The following is a 21,537-nucleotide window of genomic DNA, read 5'->3' as shown; positions in this document are numbered from 1 at the left end:
AAGATGGTCCGCTTCCCGGCATAGAAAGAGCCCGCGCGGACGGACTCTCGTCGATATGGCCGCTGCGTCGCAACCGGGGGTAGATATATGGCGGGACATGCTTGGGATCGGGTGCCAATCGACGCGCAGAGCATTGAGGCTCCGCTTTCGCGCGCCGCCATCTTTCTGGTCGTCGAGGTAGCGGATGGCGATGAGGCGATCGGGAGCGTGCGCGCGGCGCTCGGCGGGCTTGATGACCTGATAAAAACCGTCGGATTTCGCGATCTGGAGGGCAAGCTGTCTTGTATCGTCGCGATCGGGTCCGCTCTATGGGGTCGGCTCGATCCCTCCGGTCGTCCGGCTGACCTCAAGCCTTTCTCCCCCATCGATGGGCCGGTTCACAAGGCGCCCTCGACACCGGGTGATCTGCTTTTCCACATCCGCGCGGAGCGGGCCGACCTGTGCTTCGAGCTGGCAAAGCTGCTGCTCGACGCGCTTGGAGACACGGTGCGGGTCGTCGATGAGACTTCGGGGTTCCGCTATTTCGATGCGAGGGACCTTCTGGGCTTTATCGATGGAACCGCGAACCCCGTGGGGCAGGACATTCCGGACTCGGCATTGGTCGGAGACGAGGATCGTGAGTTCGCCGGAGGCAGCTATGTCGTGACCCAAAAATATCTGCACGACCTGACCGCATGGAAGGCGATCGGCGCTGATCGGCAGGAGAAGATCATCGGTCGCACCAAAGTGGACAATATTGAACTCGACGACGAGACGGAAGGCCAGAAATCACACAAGAGTCTGGCGACCATCGTCGATCCGGAAGGAATCGAACACGATATATTGCGAGATAATATGCCGTTTGGCAGTCCCGGTAAGCGCGAGTTCGGGACTTATTTCATCGGCTATTCCCGCCGACTTTGGGTGATCGAGAAGATGTTGGAGCGCATGTTCGTCGGGGAGCCGAAGGGCGCGTACGACAGGCTTTTGGACTTCTCTGCGGCACAAACCGGCACCACCTTCTTCGCCCCCTCGCGATCGACGCTGGCAAAGCTGGCGGATGGGGCCCCGGCCTGATCTCCTAATAGGCCAACCGGGTGCCGATTTCGGCACCCGGTCGCGTTCGATCAGTTCCCGAGATTGTTGGTTCGCCGGATGAAGCTCGCCACATCGTCGTGCAGCTTCCGCGCCGCTTCCGGGTGCGCGTAGACCATGTGGCCGGATTCATAATAATGATATTCGATATTCTGCTGGAGATTGGCCGGGATCGGCAGATGATGCATCTCGTACCAGCCCTGATAATAAGGCGTGGCGAGATCATAATAGCCGCCGGCCGACATCACCTTTAGCTGCGGGTTGTATTTCATCGCCGTGGCGAGATCGGGAAGCACGCTCGTGCCCACCATCTTGAGCGCGGGCATGCCGGGAGAGGCGTGGCTCCAGTCCCATTGCGGGAAGACCTCGATGCTCGGCTTGAACACCTCGTCCTGCCCATAATGCAGGTCCTTGCGGACATAGTCGTTGAACGCCGACACATAGGCCGAGCTGAGCGCTGCCGACTGCGGATCATAGTCCGCATCCTTGGAGAGCGGGTCCATATCCGCGCCCGAGAAGCGGGTGTCGAGGCGGCCGGTGGTCAGTCCGTCGGCATCCTGCAACTGCTTCGAGAAGTTGGGCCCGTCGAGGCGCAGGTTCGCCTTCAGGATATAGGCGGTGGAGATGCCGGTGTAGCCCGCCAGCTTCTCCGCGATGTGCTGCTTCGCGGCGGGGTCGAGTTCGCTGCCCTGCGCCAGCGCGGCGGCATATTCGGTGGAGGCGAAATGCTCCACCTCCTTCAGGAAGGGTTCGAGCGCGGCGGGCCGGCCGCCGGGGATGCGGTTATGATACCAGGCGGTCGCCGCCATCGTCGGCAACTGGGTCACATAGCCCTCGACATTGCCCGGATTGGCGCCCTGAAGCCCGGCGAACAGGCTGAAATCGAGGATTTGCGAAAGCAGGACCACGCCGTTGAAATCGACATTTTCGTCGGTGGTCAGCTCGTTGATGAGGACGGCCGAGCGCGGCGTGCCGTAGCTCTCGCCGAACAGATATTTGGGCGAGTTCCAGCGGCCATATTTGCTCAGGAAGCCCTTCACGAACTGGGTGAAGGCATAGGCGTCGGCGTCGATGCCGAAAAAGGCCTTCTCCTTGTCCTTGCCCGCGATGCGGCTGAACCCGGTGCCGGGCGCATCGATGAACACCAGATCGGACACGTCGAGCAGGCTGTTGCCGTTGTTGACGAGGCTATAGGGCGCGGCCGGCGTATGGCTGTCGTCGGCGGTGACGACCCGCTTCGGGCCGAAGGCGCCCATGTGCAGCCACACCGTCGAGGAGCCGGGGCCGCCATTGTAGAGGAAGGTGACCGGCCGGTTCGCGGACGGCGCACCCTTGGCGAAATAGGCGGTGTAGAAGATCGAGGCTTCGGCCTTGGCGTTCTTCTTGTCGCCGAGATCGCTCGCGGACGCCTCGCGCCAGGCGGCATCGTCCCAGCCCTTGGGGTGGACGATGATCGTGCCCGCGACCGCGCGATAGGCGATCGCCTTTCCGCCCACCGTCACGCTGCCCTCGCTCTCGGCGCTGGTCGGGGTGAAGAGCACCCCCTTATCCGGCGCGGCGGTGGCGGCGGCATCGGCCTTCTTCTCGGTCTTCCCGGTCGGGGATTTTGTCTCGGCGGCGTGCGCGGCGTTGAAAGCGAACGAAGCAACCGCGGCGAGCAGAAGGCTTTTGCGGATCATGATGGCCCCTCTTTAGTGTTCGGTTTGAGTAACACGCTAGCCACATCCTTGCCGCGCGCCAAGCGGAACACCCGCACGCAAGGCGGGCAACCGGAGAGTGTGGCGCGAATGTTACGGCGGCGTACCCGGGACGCCGGAAACATCCGGGCCATCGTTCGAGGGGGCCCGGCCTTCGCTCCTTTCGGAACGTGTCTGCGGCTGACGCATTGACGGTACGAAATTCCGCACCGCCCCTCTTTCCGGCTGCATCTTCCTGCGAAGGTTTGTATGAGAATGCGCATGGCCAATTTCCCGACGCACCGCGTCCAGGCTGGGAGAATGACGCCTTGTCAAACCTCTCCGACTTCGAGCTGTCCAGGCGCGGGATGATGGTGGGAACGGCGATCGCCACGACGCTGCCTTCCCTGGCCGATGCGTCGCCCGCTTCGGTCGCGGTAGTGCATAGCGCCCGGGTCGCTTTCGAAGTGAATGGCCAGCCGCAACAGCTCGAACTCGATACGCGCACCACCTTGCTCGATGCGTTGAGGGAGCATCTTCATCTCACCGGCACCAAGAAAGGCTGCGATCACGGCCAATGCGGTGCCTGCACGGTGATCGTCGACGGGCGGCGGATCAATTCCTGCCTGACGCTGGCGGTGATGCACGAGGGCGCAAAAGTCACCACGATCGAAGGGCTCGGCGCACCCGGCCACCTGCATCCGATGCAGGCGGCGTTCGTCAAGCATGACGGCTATCAATGCGGCTACTGCACGCCGGGCCAGATCTGCTCGGCGGTCGCCGTGCTCGACGAGATCCGCGCGGGCATTCCCAGCCACGTCACCGGCGACCTGACGGGGCCGATCAAGCCGACGAACATGGAGATGCGCGAGCGGATGAGCGGCAATATCTGCCGCTGCGGCGCCTATTCCAACATCGCCGAAGCCATGGCGGAAGTCGCGGGAGAGAAGGCATGAGGCCCTTCACCTACGAGCGCGCAACGTCCGCCGGCGACGCCGCCGCCAGGGCCGCGCGCACGCCGGGCGCCAAGTTCATCGCGGGCGGCACCAACCTGCTCGATCTCATGAAGATCGAGGTCGAGACGCCGGCGCATCTGATCGACGTGAACGGTCTTGGCCTCGACAGGATCGAGCCGACGGCGGAAGGCGGTCTCAGGATCGGCGCGCTGGTGCGCAACACCGATCTTGCCGCGGACAAGCGGGTGCGCCGTGATTATGCCTTGCTCAGCCGCGCGCTCGTGGCGGGTGCATCCGGCCAGCTTCGCAACAAGGCGACAACCGCCGGCAACCTGCTCCAGCGAACGCGCTGCCCCTATTTCTACGACACCAACCAGCCGTGCAACAAACGCCGGCCGGGCAGCGGCTGCGCGGCGATCGGGGGCTATAGCCGGCCGCTCGGCGTGATCGGGGTGAGCGAGGCGTGCATCGCCACGCATCCGAGCGATATGGCGATCGCGATGCGAGCGCTCGACGCGATGGTGGAAACGGTGAGGGCGGACGGCAGCATCCGGACCATTCCGATCGTCGATCTGCACACGTTGCCGGGCACGACGCCGCATATCGAAACCACGCTCGGCAAGGGCGAGTTCATCACCGCCGTGACGCTGCCCCGGCCGATCGAGGGTATGCATATCTATCACAAGGTGCGGGATCGTGCGTCCTATGCCTTCGCGCTCGTCTCGGTGGGGGCGATCGTCCGGAAGGATGGCAGCGGCCGTGTCGCGATCGGCGGCATCGCGCCCAAGCCATGGCGTGTCGAGGCCGCCGAGGCGGAGATGCCGCGCGGCGCGAAGGCGATGACGTCCCGGTTGCTCGCCGGCGCGACGCCGACGCGGGAGAATGCGTTCAAGCTCACCCTCGTCGAGCGCACGCTCGGTGCGGTGCTGGCACAAGCGAGGGCCTGAGCGATGAAGTTCGACACGCCCGCCACGACCAACCCGATCGATCGCCTCAGGATCGTCGGCAAGGCCACCGACCGGATCGAAGGCCCGCTCAAGACCACCGGCACCGCGCATTACGCCTATGAACGCCATGATGTCGTGGCGAACCCGGCTTACGGTTTCGTCTTGGGAGCGGCGATCGCCAAGGGGCGGATCACCGCGCTGGATCTTGCTGCGGCAAAAGCCGCGCCGGGCGTGCTGGCGATCGTGACGGCCGATACCGCCGGCAAGCTCGGCAAGGGCAACTTCAACACCGCCAAATTGCTCGGCGGGCCGGAGATCGAGCATTATCATCAGGCGATCGCCGTGGTGGTCGCCGAGACATTCGAGCAGGCGCGCGCTGCCGCCACTCTGGTGCGTGTCGAATATTCCCGCGAGAAGGGCGCGTTCGATCTCGCCGCGGCCAGAGACGGCGCGCCGCTCGCCCCCGGTGGCGGCTTCAGCGGCGATCCGGAGACCAGGGTCGGCGATTTCGAGGGCGCGTTCGCGGCGGCGCCGGTGACGCTCGACGCCACATATTCGACGCCTGTGCAGTCGCACGCGATGATGGAGCCGCACGCGTCGATGGCTGTCTGGAATGGCGATCAGCTCACGATCTACACATCGAACCAGATGATCGCATGGGGCAGGGGCGACGTCGCCAAGACATTGGGGCTGAAGCCCGAGCAGGTGCGGCTCGTCTCGCCTTATATCGGCGGTGGGTTTGGTGGGAAACTGTTCGTGCGCGCCGATGCCCTGATGGCTGCTCTGGGCGCGAAGGCGGCGGGCCGGCCGGTCAAGGTCGCGCTCACGCGGCCGTTGATGTTCAACAATACGACGCATCGCCCCGCCACGATCCAGCGTATCCGGCTGGGCGCGACGAAGGACGGCAAGCTGACCGCGGTCGCGCATGAAAGCTGGTCGGGCAATTTGCCCGGCGGTGATCCCGAGACGGCGGTGGGCCAGACCCGCCTTCTCTACGCCGGCGCCAACCGCATGACGGCGATGCGCCTTGCCGTGCTCGATCTGCCGGAAGGCAACGCGATGCGCGCGCCGGGCGAGGCGCCGGGCATGATGGCGCTCGAAATTGCGATCGACGAGATGGCGGAGAAGCTGGGCATGGACCCGGTCGAGTTCCGCATTCTCAACGATACGCAGGTCGATCCCGAAAAGCCCGAGCGGCCCTTCTCGCAGCGCCAGTTCATCCGGTGCCTGCGCGAGGGCGCCGAGCGGTTCGGCTGGGCGAGGCGGGCGGCGAAGCCCGGCAGCGTCCGCGACGGGCGCTGGATGGTGGGCATGGGCATGGCGGCAGGCTTCCGCAACCATATTCCCTTCAAGTCGGCGGCCCGCGTGCGGCTGGAGCGCGACGGCCGGATCGTCGTCGAGACCGACATGACCGACATCGGCACGGGCAGCTACACGATCATCGCACAGACCGCCGCGGAGACGATGGGGGTGCCGCTCGACCGGGTCGAGGTCCGGCTCGGCGATTCCGCCTTTCCGGTGTCGTGCGGCTCGGGCGGTCAATTCGGCGCGGTCAATTCGACCTCAGGGGTCTATGCCGCGTGCCTGAAACTGCGCGATGCGGTGGCGCAGAAGCTGGGCATCAATTCCAGTGATGCGCTGTTCGCCGACGGGCATGTGAAGGCCGGAAACCGGAGCGTCGACCTCATGGACGCGGCGCGGGAGGGGCCGCTGATCGGCGAGGACGGGATCGAATATGGCGATCTCGGCAAGAAATATCAGCAATCGACCTTCGCGGGGCATTTCGTCGAGGCGGCGGTCGATGCCGCGACCGGCGAAATTCGCGTGCGGCGTATGCTTGCGGTGTGCGCGGCGGGGCGCATCCTCAATCCCAAATCGGCGCGCAGTCAGGTGATCGGCGCGATGACGATGGGCGTCGGTGCGGCGCTGATGGAGGAACTGGCGGTCGACACGCGCTTCGGCTTCTTCGTCAATCACGATCTCGCCGGATATGAGGTGCCGGTCCATGCCGATATCCCGCATCAGGACGTGATCTTCCTGGACGAGGTCGACCCGATGTCATCGCCGATGAAGGCGAAGGGGGTAGGCGAACTCGGCATCTGCGGTGTCGGCGCGGCAGTGGCGAACGCTGTTTACAACGCAACGGGTGTGCGGGTGCGGGACTATCCGGTCACGCTCGACAAGCATCTGGATCGACTCCCGGCGCTGACCTGATCCGCCGACCGCCTCTGCCGTCTATAGCATTTCCACATGGCCGATCTGTCCGCTGTCGGCGTCGAGATCGCGCAGGTCGCTCCCTCGGGTCTCGCGGCCGAACCAGGCGACCAGCATCAGCGACAACAGCGTCGGGACCATGATCAGCGCGGATGACAGCCCCATGGACAGAATGATGCCACTGATCGTGAGCGCCTGCGCGAACAGGCCGCCCGATTTCGTGCAGGCCGCGACCCATCCCGTCGCCCGGCCGCGTACCTTCAGGGGGAAGCTCTCGGCCGTGTAGGGCAGCACGATCGCGATGATCCCGTTGGTGCCCACGATCAGCAACGCGACCGGCAGCACCGGGCTGCCGCCGCCTGCCAGTTCGAGCCGCAGGACAAGCAGAAGCCCCAGCATCGTCACCGCGACCATCGTCACCAGCGACCATTTGGTGCTCCAGCGGCTATAGAGCAAAGCGGCGATGAAGACGGTCGGAAAGGCGATCAGCGCGCTCTCGGCCAGCAATCTGCTCGACACGCCGACGGAATAGCCCTTCGCGACGAGATCGGCCGGCAGCCACAGCAGCAGCCCGAAATTCACCAGCCCCCAGGTGAGGGCGCACATGCTGAGCGCGGCCAGCTTGCCGTAGAGCTTGAGGCCGGACAAAGCGTGCGATCCCGTTCTGGCGGCGATCACGGCGGCGCTGGCGTGCCGTGCCTTGGAGCCGAAGCGGCGCATGACGGCTTCCGCTTCCTGCGCGCGGCCGCGGGCCAGCAGGAACTTGGCGGATTCCGGGATGAAAGCGCCGAGCACGACGAGGATCAAGCCGGTCGGCAGATTGGCGAGCCAGAGGATACGCCAACCGAAGATGGGCTGCAGCACCGCCGAAAGCCCGCTCGCGGCGAAGTAGCCACCGACGGCACCCAGCCCACCCACCAGCACCAGGCTCCAGCCGCGATGGCGGTTGGGCATCATCTCGGCGAGCAGGGCATAGGTCACCGGAAGCATGCCGCCGGCGGCCGCTCCCATCATGAAGCACATGGCGATGTTCCAGGCGAGGCTGGGCATCGCACCACAGATCGACGTCCCCACGAACATCACCGCGGACAGCAGGATGGAAGCCTTGCGGCCGTAGATGTCCGCGATCCAGCCCCACAGCACCGAACCGGCGACCGTGCCCGCCAATGCGAAGAAGGGGACCAGCGACACGGTCTTCTTCGGCACGCCATATTCGCTGACCATGCCCGGCACGGTGAAGCCGAGGGAAGCGGGCTTCATCACGTCGATCACCAATGCGATCACGAGGATCGCCATCAGTCCCCAGTGGGAGGCCCCCAGATGCGCATCCTCCGGCGCGGCGACGACGATGTCGGCTGCGACGGCACGTTGCGCGGCGACATTGCGCGGCAGCAGGCCATAAGCGGCCACGAAGACGCCCGCGATGATGAGCCCCATGCCGGAGATCATCATGCGATCCATCGGCATGCCGGCCAGATGATAGTGCATCGCGCGGGCCATCGCGAACATGGGCAGGTGGGCGCATACTCCCGCTGTGACGGCGACGCAGCCGAGCACGAACGCCCAGATCGCCTGCCGGTCCGACAAGGTGCTGCTCATCCCGCCCATCGCTCATGCCACTCCCGATTCCGGATGTCAGGAAAGGCGGACTGCGGCTGGGCGGGCAACGATAAAGAGGCGGACCTGACGGGGAGGATGGATTTTCCTGTGGAGGAACCGGGATATGTTGTCGCAGGGTCACATGTAGGAACATGCCTACGTTCAGCATCCGCCGATCTGCTCAGCGAACCCGGCTGAAAATCCGTGGCGGAGTCGCTTGTGCGAAGTGTATTGCATTGACAATACACCGTTGCTAACAGTCTTCCATGATATTCCGCAGACCTTCCCTCTCGCGCCGGTCTGGAAGGCTGGCATGTTCCGCGCTGGCCGGCGCGATTGGAGTTCTGCTCCTGTCGTCGGGCGCAACGCAGGCGCAGGATTATCGTCCGTCCTTCCATCCGGAGAAGCTGAAAGGACCGCCTCCCGGCCGCCCGAACGAGGTGCTGGTGCTGGGCACCGCCCATCTGTCGGGGCTCCCCGATAGTTTTGCCCCCGAGATATTGTCGCCGCTTCTCGATCGGCTCGCATCGTGGCACCCGACCGGCATCGCCACGGAGGATCTCTCCGGCCTGCAATGCGACGGTCTCCGCCGTTATCCGTCACGATACGCCGAGACGGTCCAATATTATTGCGCCGATACCGCGCCCGCATTCCGGTCGACCGGGTTGGACCTGCTGGCCGCCAATGCCGAAGCCGATCGGCTGCTCGCCACGTGGCCGGTCTCGCCGACGCCCGGGCAGCGGCGGCACCTGGCGGCGATTTTCATGGCGGCTGGAGAGCGCGGCTCTGCATTGGTGCAATGGCTCAGGCTCCCGCCGGATCAACGGCGAGCGGGCGACGGCCTGAACGACGAGCTCGCGGCCGCGCTCGAAAAGTTCAAGAACCGGCGCAACGAGACCTGCCTCGTGTCGGCCGTGCTGGCCGCGCGGCTGGGGCTGGAACGTCTCTGGAGCATGGACGATCATTCGGCGGACACGCCCGACAGCAGCGATCCAGCCGAGCGCAAGGCCGCTGCCGATGCGATCGCGCGCGCATGGGACAATCCGGCGACGCATGCCCGGCAGGCCGAGGATGCGAGATTGCAGAAAGGCCTGTCGGAGCCTGGCGGCATTCTGGAGATGTACCGCGCGGAAAATGCTCCGGGCGTACCCGATCTGACATATCGCTCAGACTTCGGTGCGGCGCTTGTCGAGCCGTCCCCGCAACAATTCGGGCGGGGTTATGTTGGCTATTGGGAAACGCGCAATCTGCGCATGGCGGCGAATATCCGCGACGTGCTCGGCCGCTATCCCGGCATGCGGATGCTGGTGATCGTGGGCTCTTCCCACAAAGGATATCTCGAAGCGTATCTCAACCAGATGCATGATGTCCGGCTGGTGGATGCCAAGCGGGTGCTTCGTTAAAGAGGCCGCCTGCAGCGCTCTGTCGAGCCCTCTCGACATTGGCCGCAAGGATCGCTCGGGGGCTACGGCGCGGCGTTGCTTGCGGCCGACTTGCCGAAGATTTATAAGTCTCGGGACACGCATATTCACCGTGTCCAGGGCCATGCTCTCGTACCAGTCGGCGTTCATCGGGGCTTGGCGGCCCGGTCATCGCGGGTGGATTTTTCGCATCCTTCCACCGTCTGCGGTGTGCCGGCACGAACGAGGCGAGGTCGCGCTATGAAGATCGTGGTGATCGGTGGCACCGGCTTGATCGGATCGAAGACTGTCCCCCTCCTGCGCCAAAGCGGCCACGACGTGGTCGTCGGTTCGCCCAGCAGCGGCGTCAACAGCCTGACCGGTGAAGGTCTCGACGACGCCCTGGCGGGAGCGAAGGTGGTGATCGATCTCACCAACTCGCCATCATTCGAAGATAATGCGGTCCTGAATTTCTTCGAGACATCGGGCCGAAACCTTCTGGCGGCGGAGAAGGCGGCGGGGGTGGGGCATCATGTGGCGCTGTCGATCGTCGGCACCGACCGGACGCCCGAAAACGGCTATTTCCGCGCCAAGGTGGCGCAGGAAAAGCTGATCGAAGCCTCGGGCGTTCCCTACACCATCATCCGCGCCACCCAGTTTCTGGAGTTCCTCGGCGGCATCGCGGATTCCAGCATGGGTGGAGACAAGGTCCGGCTCTCGCCCGGATTGTTCCAGCCGATCGCGGCAGACGACGTCGCGGCGGTTGTCGCCGACGTGGCGCAGGCGGAGCCGCGGTGCGGCATCGTCGAGATCGCGGGGCCGGAACGTGCCCCGTTCGATACCTTCATCGCGCGCTATCTGAAGGCTGTCGGCGATCCGCGGGACGTGGTGAGCGATCCCGAGGCCCTATATTTCGGAGGCCGGGTCGAGGAACTTTCGCTCGTGCCGCTGGGCGAAGCGCGGCTTGGCCGGATCGGCCTCGACGAATGGATTGCCCGCCCGCGCATGGGCAACTGATCCCGCGCGTCGATCACGGGAGGGAGAGCATGAAGCGCATCCTCTGCCCGCCGCTTCTTGCGGCCTTGCCGCTCGGCGGCGTGCTTGCGGACGCCCAAATCAACAACGGACCGGCAACGTCCACACTGCCGGCCAGAGCTTCTCCGAGATGCCCGGCGACCGTCATGGGGTGAGCACCAACGCCAGCACCTACTGGCGGTGTTCGTCGTCGATACCAATGAGAAGGAGCTGACAATCTCCTTCGCCAAATGAGGCGATGCTGCTTCGGGAGGCGGACCATCAGCCGTCGATGAGCCGCAACGCCGATCCCTTGTGCAAGGCGACATGGTCGGTCTTGTCGCTCTTGATCTCATATTGCGGCTCATCGGGGCTCGCGTGGTGCGTATAGCCCTTGTAGTTCGTGTCCTGCGTATGGACTCCGATGATCCGGCCGCTGACCTGCCCGGCCTCGGAGTTCCAGCCGACATGGTCGCCGACCTTGAAATGCGTGCTCATCGATCACTCTCCCGGAAAGGCGGTGCTCGACTTACCAACGATCCGGAACATCGATCGTTTGCGCGGCGATGCGGGGCCGTCCGTCAACCTGACTGTTCGCCGCACAAGGCGTGCACGACGCGCTCCGTCAGCGCCGCGCAGTCGACACCGGCGAAGGGGAAGACGCCGATCAGGCTCGCCTGAAACTCGGGGGCCAGAGCCTCGCGCAGCCGCCGGCGGGCGCGAAGCAGCCTGGTTTTCACCGTGGCGGGCAATATCCCCAGCGCCTCGGCGACTTCCTCGACCGAGAGCCCCTCGATCTCGCGCATCACGAACACCAGCCGGAATTCGGATGGCAGGGTCACGATCGCCTTTTCGAGCATCATGCGCATTTGTTTTCGTGCCAGTGCTGCTTCGGCCCCCTGTTCGATCGATCCCCGCATCAGCTTGTCCCGATAATCATCCAGATCGGTCACCGATTCCGCGTCGAGCCGGGCGCGGCGGCGGCTGGCCGCGCGTCCCCGTCCGAGCGCTTCGTTGATGACGATCCGAGTCAGCCAGGTCGACAGGGACGACCGGCCGGCAAAACTGTGGATCGCCGCGAACGCCTGGCAATAGGCGCTCTGCACGGCATCCTCCGCCTCGCTACGGTCGCCGAGGATGCTCCACGCCGCGCGGAACAGCCGCTGGTTGTTGCGTTCGGTCATCAATCGCACGGCGGCAGGGTCGCGCTGGCCGATCCGGCGCGCCAGCGCGATGTCGTCGATCCCGGTGATATCCTCGGCGTGCAGCCCCATGATGACGTCCTAGCGCTCGCGCCGCGCGAGCGGCAACGTATCGAGCAGTTCACGGCGCAGCATCGGATCGTCACGGAAATCACCGAGCCAGCATTGCGTGACCATCGACACGCCATGCTGGTTGACTCCGCGCGTCGTCATGCAGCCATGGCTGGCCTCGATCACCACGGCCACGCCCCGCGGTTCGAGAGCGCTGTTCAGCGTTTCGGCGATCTGGTTGGTCAGCCGTTCCTGCAATTGCAGGCGCCGCGCATAGGCATCGACCAGACGCGACAGCTTGGAGATGCCGACGACACGATCCCGCGGCCGGTAGGCGACGTGCGCAACGCCGGTGATCCGCGCCAGATGATGCTCGCAGGTCGATATGACCGGGATCGAGCGGAGCACGATCGTGTCCTGATAGCCATCGGCCTCGCCAAAGGTTCGCGTCAGCAGCATGGCCGGGTCGATGGCATAGCCGGCGAACCATTCCCGCCAGGCACGCGCCACGCGGGCCGGTGTGTCGGCGAGGCCTTCACGGTCGGGATCTTCGCCGATCGCGGCGATCAGCGTCCGAACGGCCTCGGCGACCGCCATCTCTCCCGGCCGATCGATGCGCGCGGCGAGTCCGCCTTCATGGCCGCCATGCTGATCGGCGATATCGCCTTCGTAGAAATCCACCCGGCACCTCTCCTGAACCGATGACGCCGATTGGATGCTGGCGACGCAGCAAGGTTCCCGGGTTTCGATCCTGCGACGGGAACCTCCCCGACAGGCTGGCATCCAATGGCGCGACAGGCCGGCATCCCGTCGGCCGAATGGGGAGAAGATGATGTTCCGGAAAATCGCATTGGCAGCGACGGCCGGGCTTCTGGCCTGGAGCGGATTGGCCGCGCAGGCCGACGCAATCAACGACGCGCAGATCGCGCACATCGCCTACACCGCAGGATCGATCGACGTCGCGGCGGGCAAGCAGGCGCTGGCCAAGTCGACGAACAAGGATGTGCGCGCGTTCGCGGAAGAGATGGTCCGCGATCATGCCTCGGTGAACGATCAGGCGCTGGCTCTGGTCAAGAAACTGGGCGTCGCTCCGCAGGACAATCCCACCAGCGTGGCCCTGAGCAAAGGTGCTGCGGACGAGCTGAAGAAGCTGGCGCAGCTCAACGGTGCGGCATTCGACCGGGCGTATGTCGCGAACGAGGTTGCCTATCACCGCACGGTGAATGGGGCGTTGAAGGACACCTTGATCCCGAGCGCGCAGAATCCCGAACTGAAGGCGCTGCTGGAAACCGGTCTTCGGCTGTTCAGCGAGCACCAGACCCATGCCGAGCATCTTGCGATGAAGATCGGCTGATGGCGAAGCCCGGCCTTTCATGGTTGGCCGCTGGTATGATCGTTCTGGGCTCGGTCGCCGCGACGGAGGCCGACGCCCGGCAACGCTCTCCCGCGACCTATACGATCGTTATCGACAAGATGGCGTTCGGCGCCCCGCCGTCCGGTCTCCATGTGGGGGACACGATCCTCTGGGTGAATCGCGATCTGTTCCGGCATACCGCAACGGCTGCCGATCACAGTTTCAACGTCGATCTTGCTCCCGGCAAAAGCGCGCCGGTCACGCTGACGCGCGCGGGGAGGGTGGCGTTCACCTGCACCTTCCATCCCGGCATGAAGGGCGTGCTGAACATCTCGCCCTGAGCGGCTCAGACGGTGCAGATGCGCACCGCCCGCTCCAGCGCCGGCAGGGGATCGCCCCGCGGTACGAATTCGTGGGCCAGATAGCCCTGAAAGCCCAGATCGGCGATCCCGCTGGCGACGGCGTGCCAGTTGACCTCCTGCGTGTCGTCAAGCTCGTGGCGGCCGGGCACGCCGCCGGTATGGAAGTGGCCGATCCACCGGATATTCTTGCCGATCGTGTCGATCAGATCGCCTTCCATGATCTGCATATGGTAGATGTCGTACAGCAGCTTGACCCTCGGCGAGTTGACCTCCTCCATCACCCGCGCGCCCCAGGCGGTATGGTCCGCCATATAATCGGGATGGTCGATCCTGCTGTTGAGCAGCTCCACGCAGATGGTGACGCCATTGTCCTCGGCGATGCGCTTGACGCGGTTGAGGCCGGCGACGGTGTTGGCCACGCCCTCCTCGTCGGACATGCCGCGACGATTGCCCGAGAAGGCGATCACGTTGGGCACGTCCGATCGGGCGGCCTGCGGGATGCCTGTGCGGAAGGCCTGTTCGATGGCGGCGTGGTTCTCCCGCCGGTTCAGCCCGTTCGCGATCGTCATATTGTCGGCCGCATAGCCCATCGTGCAGCGCAGCCCATGCCGGCGAGGCGCCTCGTAATCGGCCGGGTGCAGCAGGTCGATGCCCTGCAAGCCGATCTTCGCAGCGAAGGCGCAAAGATCGTCGAGCGGGATTTTCTCGTAGCACCAGCGGCTTACCGACTGTTTGAGCCGGCCGGCCGCCACCGGTGGCGCGGCAAACGCCGTCGTAGCAGCCAAGGAGAGGGAGGAGCCGATGAACTGACGCCGTGTGAACATGCCTCGATGATATCGGAGACGTTGGCTGGAGCAAGGCACTCCGTGACTCCGGATATTATGTTGACAGAATCAACATAATATTGTTGCCTTAATCAATATGGAAGCTGGGATCGGACATGGATCAGGACGAGCTGGATATCGCGACGCTGCGCGCCTTCAACCGCGCCTATACCATCAGGCTGGGGTTGCTGAACGCCCGGCTCGACAAGAGCCCTTTCACCCTCAGCGAGGCGCGGGTCCTTTATGAACTCGCGCATCGAACCGATCCGACGGCCGCGGAACTCGGGCGCGCGCTTCATCTGGACAGGGCTCAGGTCAGCCGGACGCTGAAGCGGTTTTCGGATCGCGGGCTGCTGGACAGCCGCAACGATCCCTCCCACGGGCGCAACCAGCTTCTGTCGCTTACGGCGGAGGGCAGGGAGGCGTTCGATGGCCTCGACGGCAACACCCGCGCCGCGATCGGAAGCCTGCTGGACGAACTGCCGCCTCTTCGGCGCCACCGCCTGCTCTCGGCGGCCGGGGCGATCACCCGTATCTTCACCGACGAAGGCGCGCCGACGGTGTCACTGCGCGGTCTGAGGCCCGGCGATCTCGGCCTCGTCGCCGCCCGGCAGGGCATCCTCTACGCGGACGAATATGGCTGGAACTCGGACTACGAGGCTCTGGTCGCCCGCATCCTCGCCGATATTCATCAATCGTTCGATCCGGCGAAGGACGCGGCCTGGATCGCCGAGATGGACGATCGCATGGTCGGTTCGATCTTCCTCGTGCATGGCGATGCACCCGAGGTCGCGAAGCTCCGCCTGCTCTATGTCGAGCCGGATGCGCGAGGCGCGGGCGTAGGCAAGAGGCTGGTCGCAACCTGCATCGAGCGAGCGCGGACGGTCGGTTACAAGCGCCTCGACCTGTGGACGACGAACATGCAGGCCGTCGCCCGATCGATCTACAAGCGCGCGGGCTTCGTGCTGATGGAGGAAAGGCCGGGCCGCATGTTCGGGCATGACCTGATCGGCCAGACCTGGTCGCTTGCCCTCTAGTGGCTCAGCGACCCGGCATTCCGCGCTGTTCGCCTAAGGCCTTTTGACGACATCGCCGCCCTTCATGACGAAGGAAGGATGTTCGAGCAGGCGGACGTCGCGCAGCGGATCGCCGTCCACCGCCACGATATCGCCATACCGGCCGACAGCAATCGCGCCGACATCGGCGGTCTTGTCGAGCGCCTCGGCCGCGCTCTTCGTGGACGCCTGGATCGCTTCGAGAGGCGTCATTCCCCACTCGACCATCTTGGCGAACTGCCTGGCGTTGTCGCCGTTCGGATAGACGCCCCCATCGGTCCCGAACAGCATCTTCACGCCTGCCGCATGGGCCGCGCGAAACGTCTGGCGCTGCTTGAGGCCGACCATCTTTTCCTTGGCGAGGCTTTCCGCGAACATGCCGTTCTTGGCGCCCTCGGCGAGGATGTAATCGTCGTTGTAGATGTCCATGTCGAACCAGGCGCCATGCGATTTCGCGAGTTTGAAGCTCTCCTCGTCGGCGAGACTGGCATGTTCGACCGTATCCACGCCGGCGCGCAGCGCATCGTTGATGCCGGCCGTGCCATGGGCATGAACCGCGACCCGGAGGCCAAGCATATGCGCCTCGTCGACGATGGCCTTGATCTCCTCATAGGAGAGCTGCTGGGCGCCGACGGAATCCCCCTTCGAGAGCACGCCGCCGGTCATGCAGACCTTGATGACCTCGGCGCCATATTTGTGGACCTTGCGGACGAGCGCCCGGTATTCGTCGGGCGAATTGGCGATGTTGACCGTCGAGGTCGTGATCGAGGGCGGGAACTCGGTCGCGTCGCAATGCCCGCCGGTCGAGCCGAGCGCGTAGGTCGCGGGCACGATCCGTGGGCCAGCGATATACCCGCGCTCGATACCCTGCTTGAGAGCTACATCGTCATAGTTGGCCGAGCCGACGTTGCGCACCGTGGTGAACCCGGCTTCCAGCGTGCGTTTCGCATTCGCGACGCCCACCACCGTCCAGAAATTGTCGGTGAATTCGAGGCCGGTATAGCCGCTGAAATGCGGATCGCCGGTCAGGTGGACGTGCATGTCGATGAGACCGGGCAGCATGGTGCGCTCGCCAAGATCGATGCGCTTCGCCCCTTCGGGTATCGCGTCCCCCTGATGGCCGACCGCGGTGATCCGGCCATTGACGATCGTTATCTGGGGCTTGGCGACCTCCCGGCCGGCCAGGACGTCGACCATTTGCGCGGCCGTGACCACCACCGTCTCGGCACCGGAAGGCGATGCCAGCATGACGCACGCGGCCAAGGCGGCCGTCCACTTCAGATTCATGATTGTTCCAACCCCTAGCCCCTGTCCCCCATCTGCCCTTCTCACTGTGCCCGATGGGTGGCGTCAATGCTGATTATCGTACCGGCAGGATCAGGCTTGCCGCACCCGAGCCAGCCGTGCGGCGAGGTTGGGGATCGCTGGCGACAGGTTGGCGAGGGCGACGATCATCCGCGCACCGTCGGGCCGGCAGGCGAGGTCCGTAACGGCTCCGGCGACGCGAAAAGGGCGGCGAAGGCGATGAGCGAGGTCGGGCTGGAAGGCATCGGTCGCTCGGCCTTGCAATATGGCCCGCGCGGCGAGCCCGCCGCTCACCAGCGCGATCGCGAGCCCTTCGCCCGCCAGTGATGGAATGACGCCCGCCTGATCGCCGACCCGATAGACATGGGGCAGGCTCGATCGCGCCCGCCATCCATAGGGCATGTTGGCGATCGCCTGCCGCTCACCCAGGCCGGAGCAAGCCGACAATCGCGCCTCCAGCGCCGGGCATTCGCGCGACAATGCCAGCAAAAGGGCTTCGGCGGAGCTTTCCTCGGCGAGCCGGTGCCGGCTGACGGCAAGGCAGAGATTGGCGGTTTCCTCCTGCATCACCAGACCCGCATAGCCGCCGCGGAAACAATGTATCTCGATGGTATTGGCCAATATCTCGTGCAACCGACGCGACGCTCCCAGCCGCCAGCGCAGCCCCACCATCCGCTCGCCTTCGGGAGCAGGGCGGGCGAGGCCGCGCAGTTCGTGCTTCCCGGTGGCCAGCACCATCGTATCAAACCGCAGCGCGGCGCCGTCGGTCGTGGCGATTTCCCCGTCGTCGAAATGGGACGCGGCCACGCCCCGCTCCACGGCGGCCCCTTCCAGCTCCGCGCGAGCGAGCAGGCTGGCATCGAGCCGTCGCCGTGAGATGCCCACCGCCGGGGCGGGCAGGCGTGCGCTTGCCGAGCGGTTGCCGGCAAACATCTTCATCCGATCGATGCGATGGCCACCCAGATCGTCCACATGCACGCCCAGCCGCTCCAGCGCGGCGATCGTCGTCCAGCTCAGAAATCCCCCGCAGAGCGGATCGGCGCCCTCACGTTGCCGTTCGAGGATCAGTGGCGAGCGCCCGCCTCGGGCCAGCCCGATCGCGGCGGCAGCGCCGGCCGGCCCGCCGCCGACGATCAGCGTATCCATGTGACGCACAGGCCGAACGGAAGGGCTCGATATTGGGGGATGATGCAATCCCCTTCTCCTTCGGGGCTGGTGTTCATTCGTCCGGCGACCTTGGCGGATGATTGGTTGGTTCCCCGTTCCGTCCGGATCGTTCAACGGCTCTAGAATGCGTAGCTCATGCCGAAGACCAGGGTTCCTCTATGACGGGGTTCTCCCGCATAATAATCCGGCCCTGGCGAGCCGTCCGTCCATGCGAGTTGCAGGTCGAGCGGGCCGAGCCGGCGGCCGGCCCCCAGCTTCCAGTCATAATGGGTGTGCGGCTCGCCGGGCGCGCGCGGGCCGTCGAGCTGCGTCAGCACACCGAAATGACCGGTCAGCCGCCAGAAGGGGAAGGGGCGCAGCACGCCATCCGTGTCGACATAGAGCGTCGAGACGCCGCCCCGGAAATAGTGCGGCGAGTAGTGGACGTGCGCCGCGAGGTGATCGGTGATGAGCCCCGCATAGACTTCGCGATAGTCCGCCGTGGTGCCGCCGCTGTAATATTCTTCATAGTTGGTGTTGGTGAAGCCGACGTCGATCACCGGACCGGTGCCGATCTTGCGCGCGAAGCCGATATTCTCGCTGAAACCAAGCAGCTTCACGCCGGAATGTCGCGTTGCGACACCGGTCGCGGCGCCTGCCAGATAGAGGCCGGAGGCATCGTCATAGGCAAGATCGAGCGTCGCGACCGGCCGCCCCTCGCTCAGCGAATAACCGCGGAAATAATCGTCGGTCTGGAAGGAGATGGTCCCGCCGAGCTGCGCGGCGGCCGGCGTTGCGGCGCCTGCGGCCAGCAGCATGCCGAGGAGGAGGCGGATCGACCTAGCGGTGGGCGTCCGCCGCGAGTTCCGCTGCGGCCGGGCAGGCGCAGTCACAGGGCCGCGCGGCACGCAGCAGAGAAGCGCAGGCATCGATGACACCGCCGCCCGGCTTCGCCGACACCAGCGTCGCCATGCTGCCGGCGGCCATGTGCTTCTCGCGAAGCAGCGCAGCCAGCCCGCTGACATGCGCCGCCGCGTAGGAACTGCCGTTTACCAGATACCATCGGTCCCCCGGCTGCGTGGTCGGGATATCGCGCCCGGGTGCAAGATAGCCCTTCGCCGGAGGCGGAACCATGCTTTCCTCCGCCACGGCGACGACGCCCGGATGGGAAGCGGGAAAGCCGCCATCGGGCTGGTTCGGGTCGATCGCGGCGACCAGCGTCGCGCCGCGCGCAAGGCCCACGTCGATCAGGCGACCGAGCAGCGGATCGGGCGGCCCGCTCAGGCTCATGTTGATGATCTGTGCGCGATGATCGATCGCGAAGTGCAGCGCCTTGGCGAGGCTGAGGCTGTTGCACAGCGTATCCGGGGCGGCAGGCGTCTTCCCGGCCGTCTGCCAGCAGGCGCGCAGGCCCATCAACTTCGCGCGGGGCGCCACGCCCGCGATGCCGATGCCGTTGCCCGCGATGGCGGCGATGATCCCGGCGACGCCGGTGCCGTGCTGCTCGGGCGCGGCGTTGCCGTCCCCGACAAAATCCTGCTGGACCGAAACCTGTCCCACGAGGTCGGGATGGTTGCTCTCGATCCGGCTGTCGATCACCGCGACGGTGACGCCGCGGCCCGTGGCGATCTTGTGGAGATCGGCCAGCCGCCATTCGTGCGCGGCGGGCTCGGCGCGGAACAGCGGGTCGTCTTTCCACGCGGCATTTCCCTGCGCGCGATAGACATGCATCGGCTCGGACCAGGCGACGCCGGCATCATGCGACACTTCGGCAGCGGCGGCGTCGGTCGACTGCCCCTCGGGCACGGCCATGATGTAACAGTCGAGGCCGAGCAGCGGCATGGGCCAGTCGGTCACGAGCGTCAGGCCATGGGCCTTGGCGATGTGCCGGGCGAGGCGGTCCCGCGCGCCGCTGGCGGGCGAACTGCCATAGCTGCCGCCATAATCGCTGCCCGGCCGGTAATGCTCGGGCGCGAGGCGCAGCAGAACGAGGATCTGTTGTCCGGACGAAGGCGTATCGGCGCTCCAGGCCGGCGAGGCGATGCCGATGAGTCCGGCCAGCAGCAGCCCAATCCCCCAGACGAGACGGTTCATGGTGTCGCGCCCGCATTGATCGGCTCCGCGAGCACGATGTCGTGGTCGGCGCGCAGCCGGGCGATCACGGCGTCGCGGCGTTCGGCGGGCAGGTGGAGCACATAGGCGTCGGCCGCTGTCGGTCCGTCCACCAGCCGCGCGCCATTGGCATTGAGCGTCTCGCGGAGAGCCTGTTCGCTGGTGTCGGGCCGGAAGATCACGATGGCGTTGCCGTTGGCGGGCGTCGGCGCGGCGCCGAGGGCGTGATAGGGGGCGGGGGCCGGGCGGAGGACCGGTACGATCAGCACCGCCAATGCCGCGATGAAGGCTGCCTGAGCCGAAAGGAACCAGCCGGTCCGTCCCGGCCGGGCCAGTGCGCGTCGGATCATCGGAAGGACCCTGCCTTCAGGCGCGGCCGGCGGCGGCGCGGGATCGAGGTGGCGGCTGAACGCCTCCCAATCGAGCCCGGCCCCGATCGGAAGCCGGGCGACCTCGCCGCCGAGCTTGCGCTCCAGCATCAGCTCGGCGCGGCATTCCTCGCATTCCGCGAGATGCGCCTCGACCTGGAGGCGGTCTTCCGGATCAAGCTGCCCGGTGACGTACCACGGGAGGAGCCGCTCGGTTTCCAGATGCGGGTTGCCGTTGAAGCGAAGGATGTTGCCCATCGTCTGCTCCTACAGCCAGTCCGCGAACTCGCCGGCGAGCATCCGCTTGAGATGGCGGCGCGCGTGGAACATGCGCGTCTTCACCGTATCGACCGGGCAATCCATGATCTCGGCGATCTCCCGATAGCCGGCGCCGTGGAAATAGGTGAGGTCCACCACCGCGCGATGGTTGGGCGAGAGCTGGCCGATCGCGCGGAGCAAGGCCTGCTGCACGCGGAGCTGGCCGACCTGCTGGTCGGGCCCGGCATCGGGGCTGACGCGCTCATGCGCGTGGGCATCCTCGATCGGCTCGTCTTCCCGCCGGCTCGCCTTCAGCGCCTTGCGGTAGGCGATGGCGAAGATCCAGGTGGAGAGCTTGCTGGCGCCGTTGAAGCTGTCCGGTCGGTTCCAGACGACCATCATCGTGTCGTTGAACACCTCCTCGATCAGTTGCGGCCGGCGCAGCAGGTGCGTGAGGAAGCGGGCGAGGCGCGGGCGGTAGCGGCGATAGAGTTCCTCGAAGGCGGAGAGATCATGCACGCGGATCCGCGCCATCAGGCGGGCTTCGTCCTGCGGCATCGCAGGCTCCCGCTGCTTCTCATTCGCCATGCCGTATCCAGACAAGACCCCAGCTCCCTTGC

Annotated in this window: 21 protein-coding genes; 9 read left to right on the top strand and 12 right to left on the bottom strand. The window is 65.6% G+C overall.

All coding sequences use genetic code 11. From position 1 onward, the window contains the following. Positions 1-87: 87 nt before the first annotated feature. Positions 88-1,056 (top strand): Dyp-type peroxidase, encoded by a 969-nt coding sequence (locus ST3T6A_RS0113875; RefSeq protein ID WP_019833541.1) that lies wholly within the window; start codon positions 88-90, stop codon positions 1,054-1,056. 50 nt (positions 1,057-1,106) lie between these two features. Here the strand turns inward: ST3T6A_RS0113875 and ST3T6A_RS0113870 are convergent, their stop codons facing one another. Next, a complete protein-coding gene (locus ST3T6A_RS0113870; protein WP_019833540.1) occupies positions 1,107-2,753 on the bottom strand; it encodes a S10 family peptidase in 1,647 nt (548 codons plus the stop codon). A 326-nt stretch (positions 2,754-3,079) separates the two neighbouring features. On the opposite strand from ST3T6A_RS0113870, the gene paoA reads away from it, so the two are divergent. From paoA to paoC, 3 genes are read left to right on the top strand one after another with little or no spacing between them, the layout of a single operon-like run. Next, the gene (gene paoA, locus ST3T6A_RS0113865) at positions 3,080-3,706 is read left to right on the top strand and encodes an aldehyde dehydrogenase iron-sulfur subunit PaoA (protein ID WP_037538443.1); all 627 of its coding nucleotides are present in this window, start codon (positions 3,080-3,082) and stop codon (positions 3,704-3,706) included. Next, a complete protein-coding gene (locus tag ST3T6A_RS0113860) occupies positions 3,703-4,653 on the top strand; it encodes an FAD binding domain-containing protein (protein ID WP_019833538.1) in 951 nt (316 codons plus the stop codon). Before paoA ends, ST3T6A_RS0113860 begins: the two co-directional genes overlap by 4 nt. A 3-nt stretch (positions 4,654-4,656) precedes the next feature. Then, positions 4,657-6,867 (top strand): aldehyde oxidoreductase molybdenum-binding subunit PaoC, encoded by a 2,211-nt coding sequence (gene paoC / locus ST3T6A_RS0113855; protein ID WP_019833537.1) that lies wholly within the window; start codon positions 4,657-4,659, stop codon positions 6,865-6,867. Positions 6,868-6,888: 21 nt separating this feature from the next. Here paoC and ST3T6A_RS0113850 read toward each other — a convergent pair whose 3' ends face one another. Next, positions 6,889-8,466, bottom strand: coding sequence for an MFS transporter (locus tag ST3T6A_RS0113850; RefSeq protein WP_019833536.1), 1,578 nt, complete (start codon positions 8,464-8,466; stop codon positions 6,889-6,891). Positions 8,467-9,131: 665 nt separating this feature from the next. Between ST3T6A_RS0113850 and ST3T6A_RS0113845 the strand changes: the two genes are divergently transcribed. Continuing rightward, the gene (locus tag ST3T6A_RS0113845) at positions 9,132-9,869 is read left to right on the top strand and encodes a DUF5694 domain-containing protein (protein WP_328285290.1); all 738 of its coding nucleotides are present in this window, start codon (positions 9,132-9,134) and stop codon (positions 9,867-9,869) included. A gap of 75 nt (positions 9,870-9,944) precedes the next feature. Beyond that, positions 9,945-10,883 (top strand): SDR family oxidoreductase, encoded by a 939-nt coding sequence (locus ST3T6A_RS0113840; RefSeq protein ID WP_235785800.1) that lies wholly within the window; start codon positions 9,945-9,947, stop codon positions 10,881-10,883. 279 nt (positions 10,884-11,162) lie between these two features. Here ST3T6A_RS0113840 and ST3T6A_RS0113835 read toward each other — a convergent pair whose 3' ends face one another. From ST3T6A_RS0113835 to folE, 3 genes are all read right to left on the bottom strand, one after another. Next, positions 11,163-11,378: a DUF2945 domain-containing protein gene (locus ST3T6A_RS0113835; protein ID WP_019833533.1), complete on the bottom strand. Its 216-nt coding sequence runs from the start codon at positions 11,376-11,378 to the stop codon at positions 11,163-11,165. Between the two features lie 83 nt (positions 11,379-11,461). Beyond that, positions 11,462-12,154, bottom strand: coding sequence for an RNA polymerase sigma factor (locus ST3T6A_RS0113830; protein WP_019833532.1), 693 nt, complete (start codon positions 12,152-12,154; stop codon positions 11,462-11,464). A 9-nt stretch (positions 12,155-12,163) separates the two neighbouring features. After that, entirely contained in the window at positions 12,164-12,814 is a 651-nt protein-coding gene (gene folE / locus ST3T6A_RS0113825; RefSeq protein ID WP_019833531.1) for a GTP cyclohydrolase I FolE, read from the bottom strand. A gap of 34 nt (positions 12,815-12,848) precedes the next feature. On the opposite strand from folE, the gene ST3T6A_RS0113820 reads away from it, so the two are divergent. Together ST3T6A_RS0113820 and ST3T6A_RS0113815 are read left to right on the top strand one after the other, a co-directional pair. Continuing rightward, a complete protein-coding gene (locus ST3T6A_RS0113820; protein ID WP_235785799.1) occupies positions 12,849-13,487 on the top strand; it encodes a DUF4142 domain-containing protein in 639 nt (212 codons plus the stop codon). Next, a complete protein-coding gene (locus tag ST3T6A_RS0113815) occupies positions 13,487-13,828 on the top strand; it encodes a hypothetical protein (protein WP_026359711.1) in 342 nt (113 codons plus the stop codon). Before ST3T6A_RS0113820 ends, ST3T6A_RS0113815 begins: the two co-directional genes overlap by 1 nt. Before the next feature lie 5 nt (positions 13,829-13,833). Here ST3T6A_RS0113815 and ST3T6A_RS0113810 read toward each other — a convergent pair whose 3' ends face one another. After that, positions 13,834-14,673, bottom strand: a complete 840-nt coding sequence (locus ST3T6A_RS0113810) for a hydroxypyruvate isomerase family protein (protein ID WP_026359710.1) — start codon at positions 14,671-14,673, stop codon at positions 13,834-13,836. A gap of 116 nt (positions 14,674-14,789) precedes the next feature. Here ST3T6A_RS0113810 and ST3T6A_RS0113805 point away from each other — a divergent pair, with 116 nt between their 5' ends. Further along, positions 14,790-15,710 (top strand): bifunctional helix-turn-helix transcriptional regulator/GNAT family N-acetyltransferase, encoded by a 921-nt coding sequence (locus ST3T6A_RS0113805; protein ID WP_019833527.1) that lies wholly within the window; start codon positions 14,790-14,792, stop codon positions 15,708-15,710. A 33-nt stretch (positions 15,711-15,743) separates the two neighbouring features. Here ST3T6A_RS0113805 and ST3T6A_RS0113800 read toward each other — a convergent pair whose 3' ends face one another. The 6 genes from ST3T6A_RS0113800 to ST3T6A_RS0113775 form a co-directional block, all read right to left on the bottom strand. After that, positions 15,744-17,015, bottom strand: a complete 1,272-nt coding sequence (locus ST3T6A_RS0113800) for a Xaa-Pro dipeptidase (RefSeq protein ID WP_019833526.1) — start codon at positions 17,013-17,015, stop codon at positions 15,744-15,746. A 90-nt stretch (positions 17,016-17,105) separates the two neighbouring features. Further along, entirely contained in the window at positions 17,106-18,179 is a 1,074-nt protein-coding gene (locus tag ST3T6A_RS0113795) for an NAD(P)/FAD-dependent oxidoreductase (protein ID WP_019833525.1), read from the bottom strand. A 140-nt stretch (positions 18,180-18,319) separates the two neighbouring features. Beyond that, positions 18,320-18,997 carry a TorF family putative porin gene (locus ST3T6A_RS0113790; protein ID WP_019833524.1) on the bottom strand — a complete coding sequence of 226 codons (678 nt, stop codon included), beginning with the start codon at positions 18,995-18,997 and terminating at the stop codon, positions 18,320-18,322. A gap of 22 nt (positions 18,998-19,019) precedes the next feature. Further along, positions 19,020-20,273 carry a S8 family peptidase gene (locus ST3T6A_RS0113785; protein WP_019833523.1) on the bottom strand — a complete coding sequence of 418 codons (1,254 nt, stop codon included), beginning with the start codon at positions 20,271-20,273 and terminating at the stop codon, positions 19,020-19,022. Continuing rightward, the gene (locus tag ST3T6A_RS20215) at positions 20,270-20,917 is read right to left on the bottom strand and encodes a zf-HC2 domain-containing protein (RefSeq protein ID WP_019833522.1); all 648 of its coding nucleotides are present in this window, start codon (positions 20,915-20,917) and stop codon (positions 20,270-20,272) included. The genes ST3T6A_RS0113785 and ST3T6A_RS20215 overlap by 4 nt, the downstream gene beginning before the upstream one ends. A 9-nt stretch (positions 20,918-20,926) precedes the next feature. Further along, on the bottom strand, positions 20,927-21,505 hold the full coding sequence (locus ST3T6A_RS0113775; RefSeq protein WP_019833521.1) for an RNA polymerase sigma factor: 579 nt from the start codon (positions 21,503-21,505) through the stop codon (positions 20,927-20,929). Between the last annotated feature and the right edge of the window lie 32 nt (positions 21,506-21,537).

Origin of the sequence: Sphingomonas sp. PR090111-T3T-6A, assembly GCF_000383095.1 — a bacterium.
Lineage (GTDB): Bacteria > Pseudomonadota > Alphaproteobacteria > Sphingomonadales > Sphingomonadaceae > Solisphingomonas.
Note: the sequence above shows the minus strand (reverse complement) of the source record. Positions and strands in the feature narration are given on the sequence as shown.

Bases quoted from the DNA above. Each gene is read 5' to 3' on its own strand.
- ST3T6A_RS0113785 (WP_019833523.1), bottom strand. From the start codon at position 20,273: ATGAACCGTCTCGTCTGGGGGATTGGGCTGCTGCTGGCCGGACTCATC.
- ST3T6A_RS0113795 (WP_019833525.1), bottom strand. From the start codon at position 18,179: ATGGATACGCTGATCGTCGGCGGCGGGCCGGCCGGCGCTGCCGCCGCG.
- ST3T6A_RS0113850 (WP_019833536.1), bottom strand. From the start codon at position 8,466: ATGAGCAGCACCTTGTCGGACCGGCAGGCGATCTGGGCGTTCGTGCTC.
- ST3T6A_RS0113790 (WP_019833524.1), bottom strand. From the start codon at position 18,997: ATGCTGCTGGCCGCAGGCGCCGCAACGCCGGCCGCCGCGCAGCTCGGC.
- ST3T6A_RS0113830 (WP_019833532.1), bottom strand. From the start codon at position 12,154: ATGGGGCTGCACGCCGAGGATATCACCGGGATCGACGACATCGCGCTG.
- ST3T6A_RS0113800 (WP_019833526.1), bottom strand. From the start codon at position 17,015: ATGAATCTGAAGTGGACGGCCGCCTTGGCCGCGTGCGTCATGCTGGCA.
- ST3T6A_RS0113805 (WP_019833527.1), top strand. From the start codon at position 14,790: ATGGATCAGGACGAGCTGGATATCGCGACGCTGCGCGCCTTCAACCGC.
- ST3T6A_RS0113835 (WP_019833533.1), bottom strand. From the start codon at position 11,378: ATGAGCACGCATTTCAAGGTCGGCGACCATGTCGGCTGGAACTCCGAG.
- ST3T6A_RS0113775 (WP_019833521.1), bottom strand. From the start codon at position 21,505: ATGGCGAATGAGAAGCAGCGGGAGCCTGCGATGCCGCAGGACGAAGCC.
- ST3T6A_RS0113860 (WP_019833538.1), top strand. From the start codon at position 3,703: ATGAGGCCCTTCACCTACGAGCGCGCAACGTCCGCCGGCGACGCCGCC.
- ST3T6A_RS0113870 (WP_019833540.1), bottom strand. From the start codon at position 2,753: ATGATCCGCAAAAGCCTTCTGCTCGCCGCGGTTGCTTCGTTCGCTTTC.
- paoC (WP_019833537.1), top strand. From the start codon at position 4,657: ATGAAGTTCGACACGCCCGCCACGACCAACCCGATCGATCGCCTCAGG.
- ST3T6A_RS20215 (WP_019833522.1), bottom strand. From the start codon at position 20,917: ATGGGCAACATCCTTCGCTTCAACGGCAACCCGCATCTGGAAACCGAG.
- ST3T6A_RS0113815 (WP_026359711.1), top strand. From the start codon at position 13,487: ATGGCGAAGCCCGGCCTTTCATGGTTGGCCGCTGGTATGATCGTTCTG.
- ST3T6A_RS0113820 (WP_235785799.1), top strand. From the start codon at position 12,849: ATGCTGGCGACGCAGCAAGGTTCCCGGGTTTCGATCCTGCGACGGGAA.
- ST3T6A_RS0113875 (WP_019833541.1), top strand. From the start codon at position 88: ATGGCGGGACATGCTTGGGATCGGGTGCCAATCGACGCGCAGAGCATT.
- ST3T6A_RS0113810 (WP_026359710.1), bottom strand. From the start codon at position 14,673: ATGTTCACACGGCGTCAGTTCATCGGCTCCTCCCTCTCCTTGGCTGCT.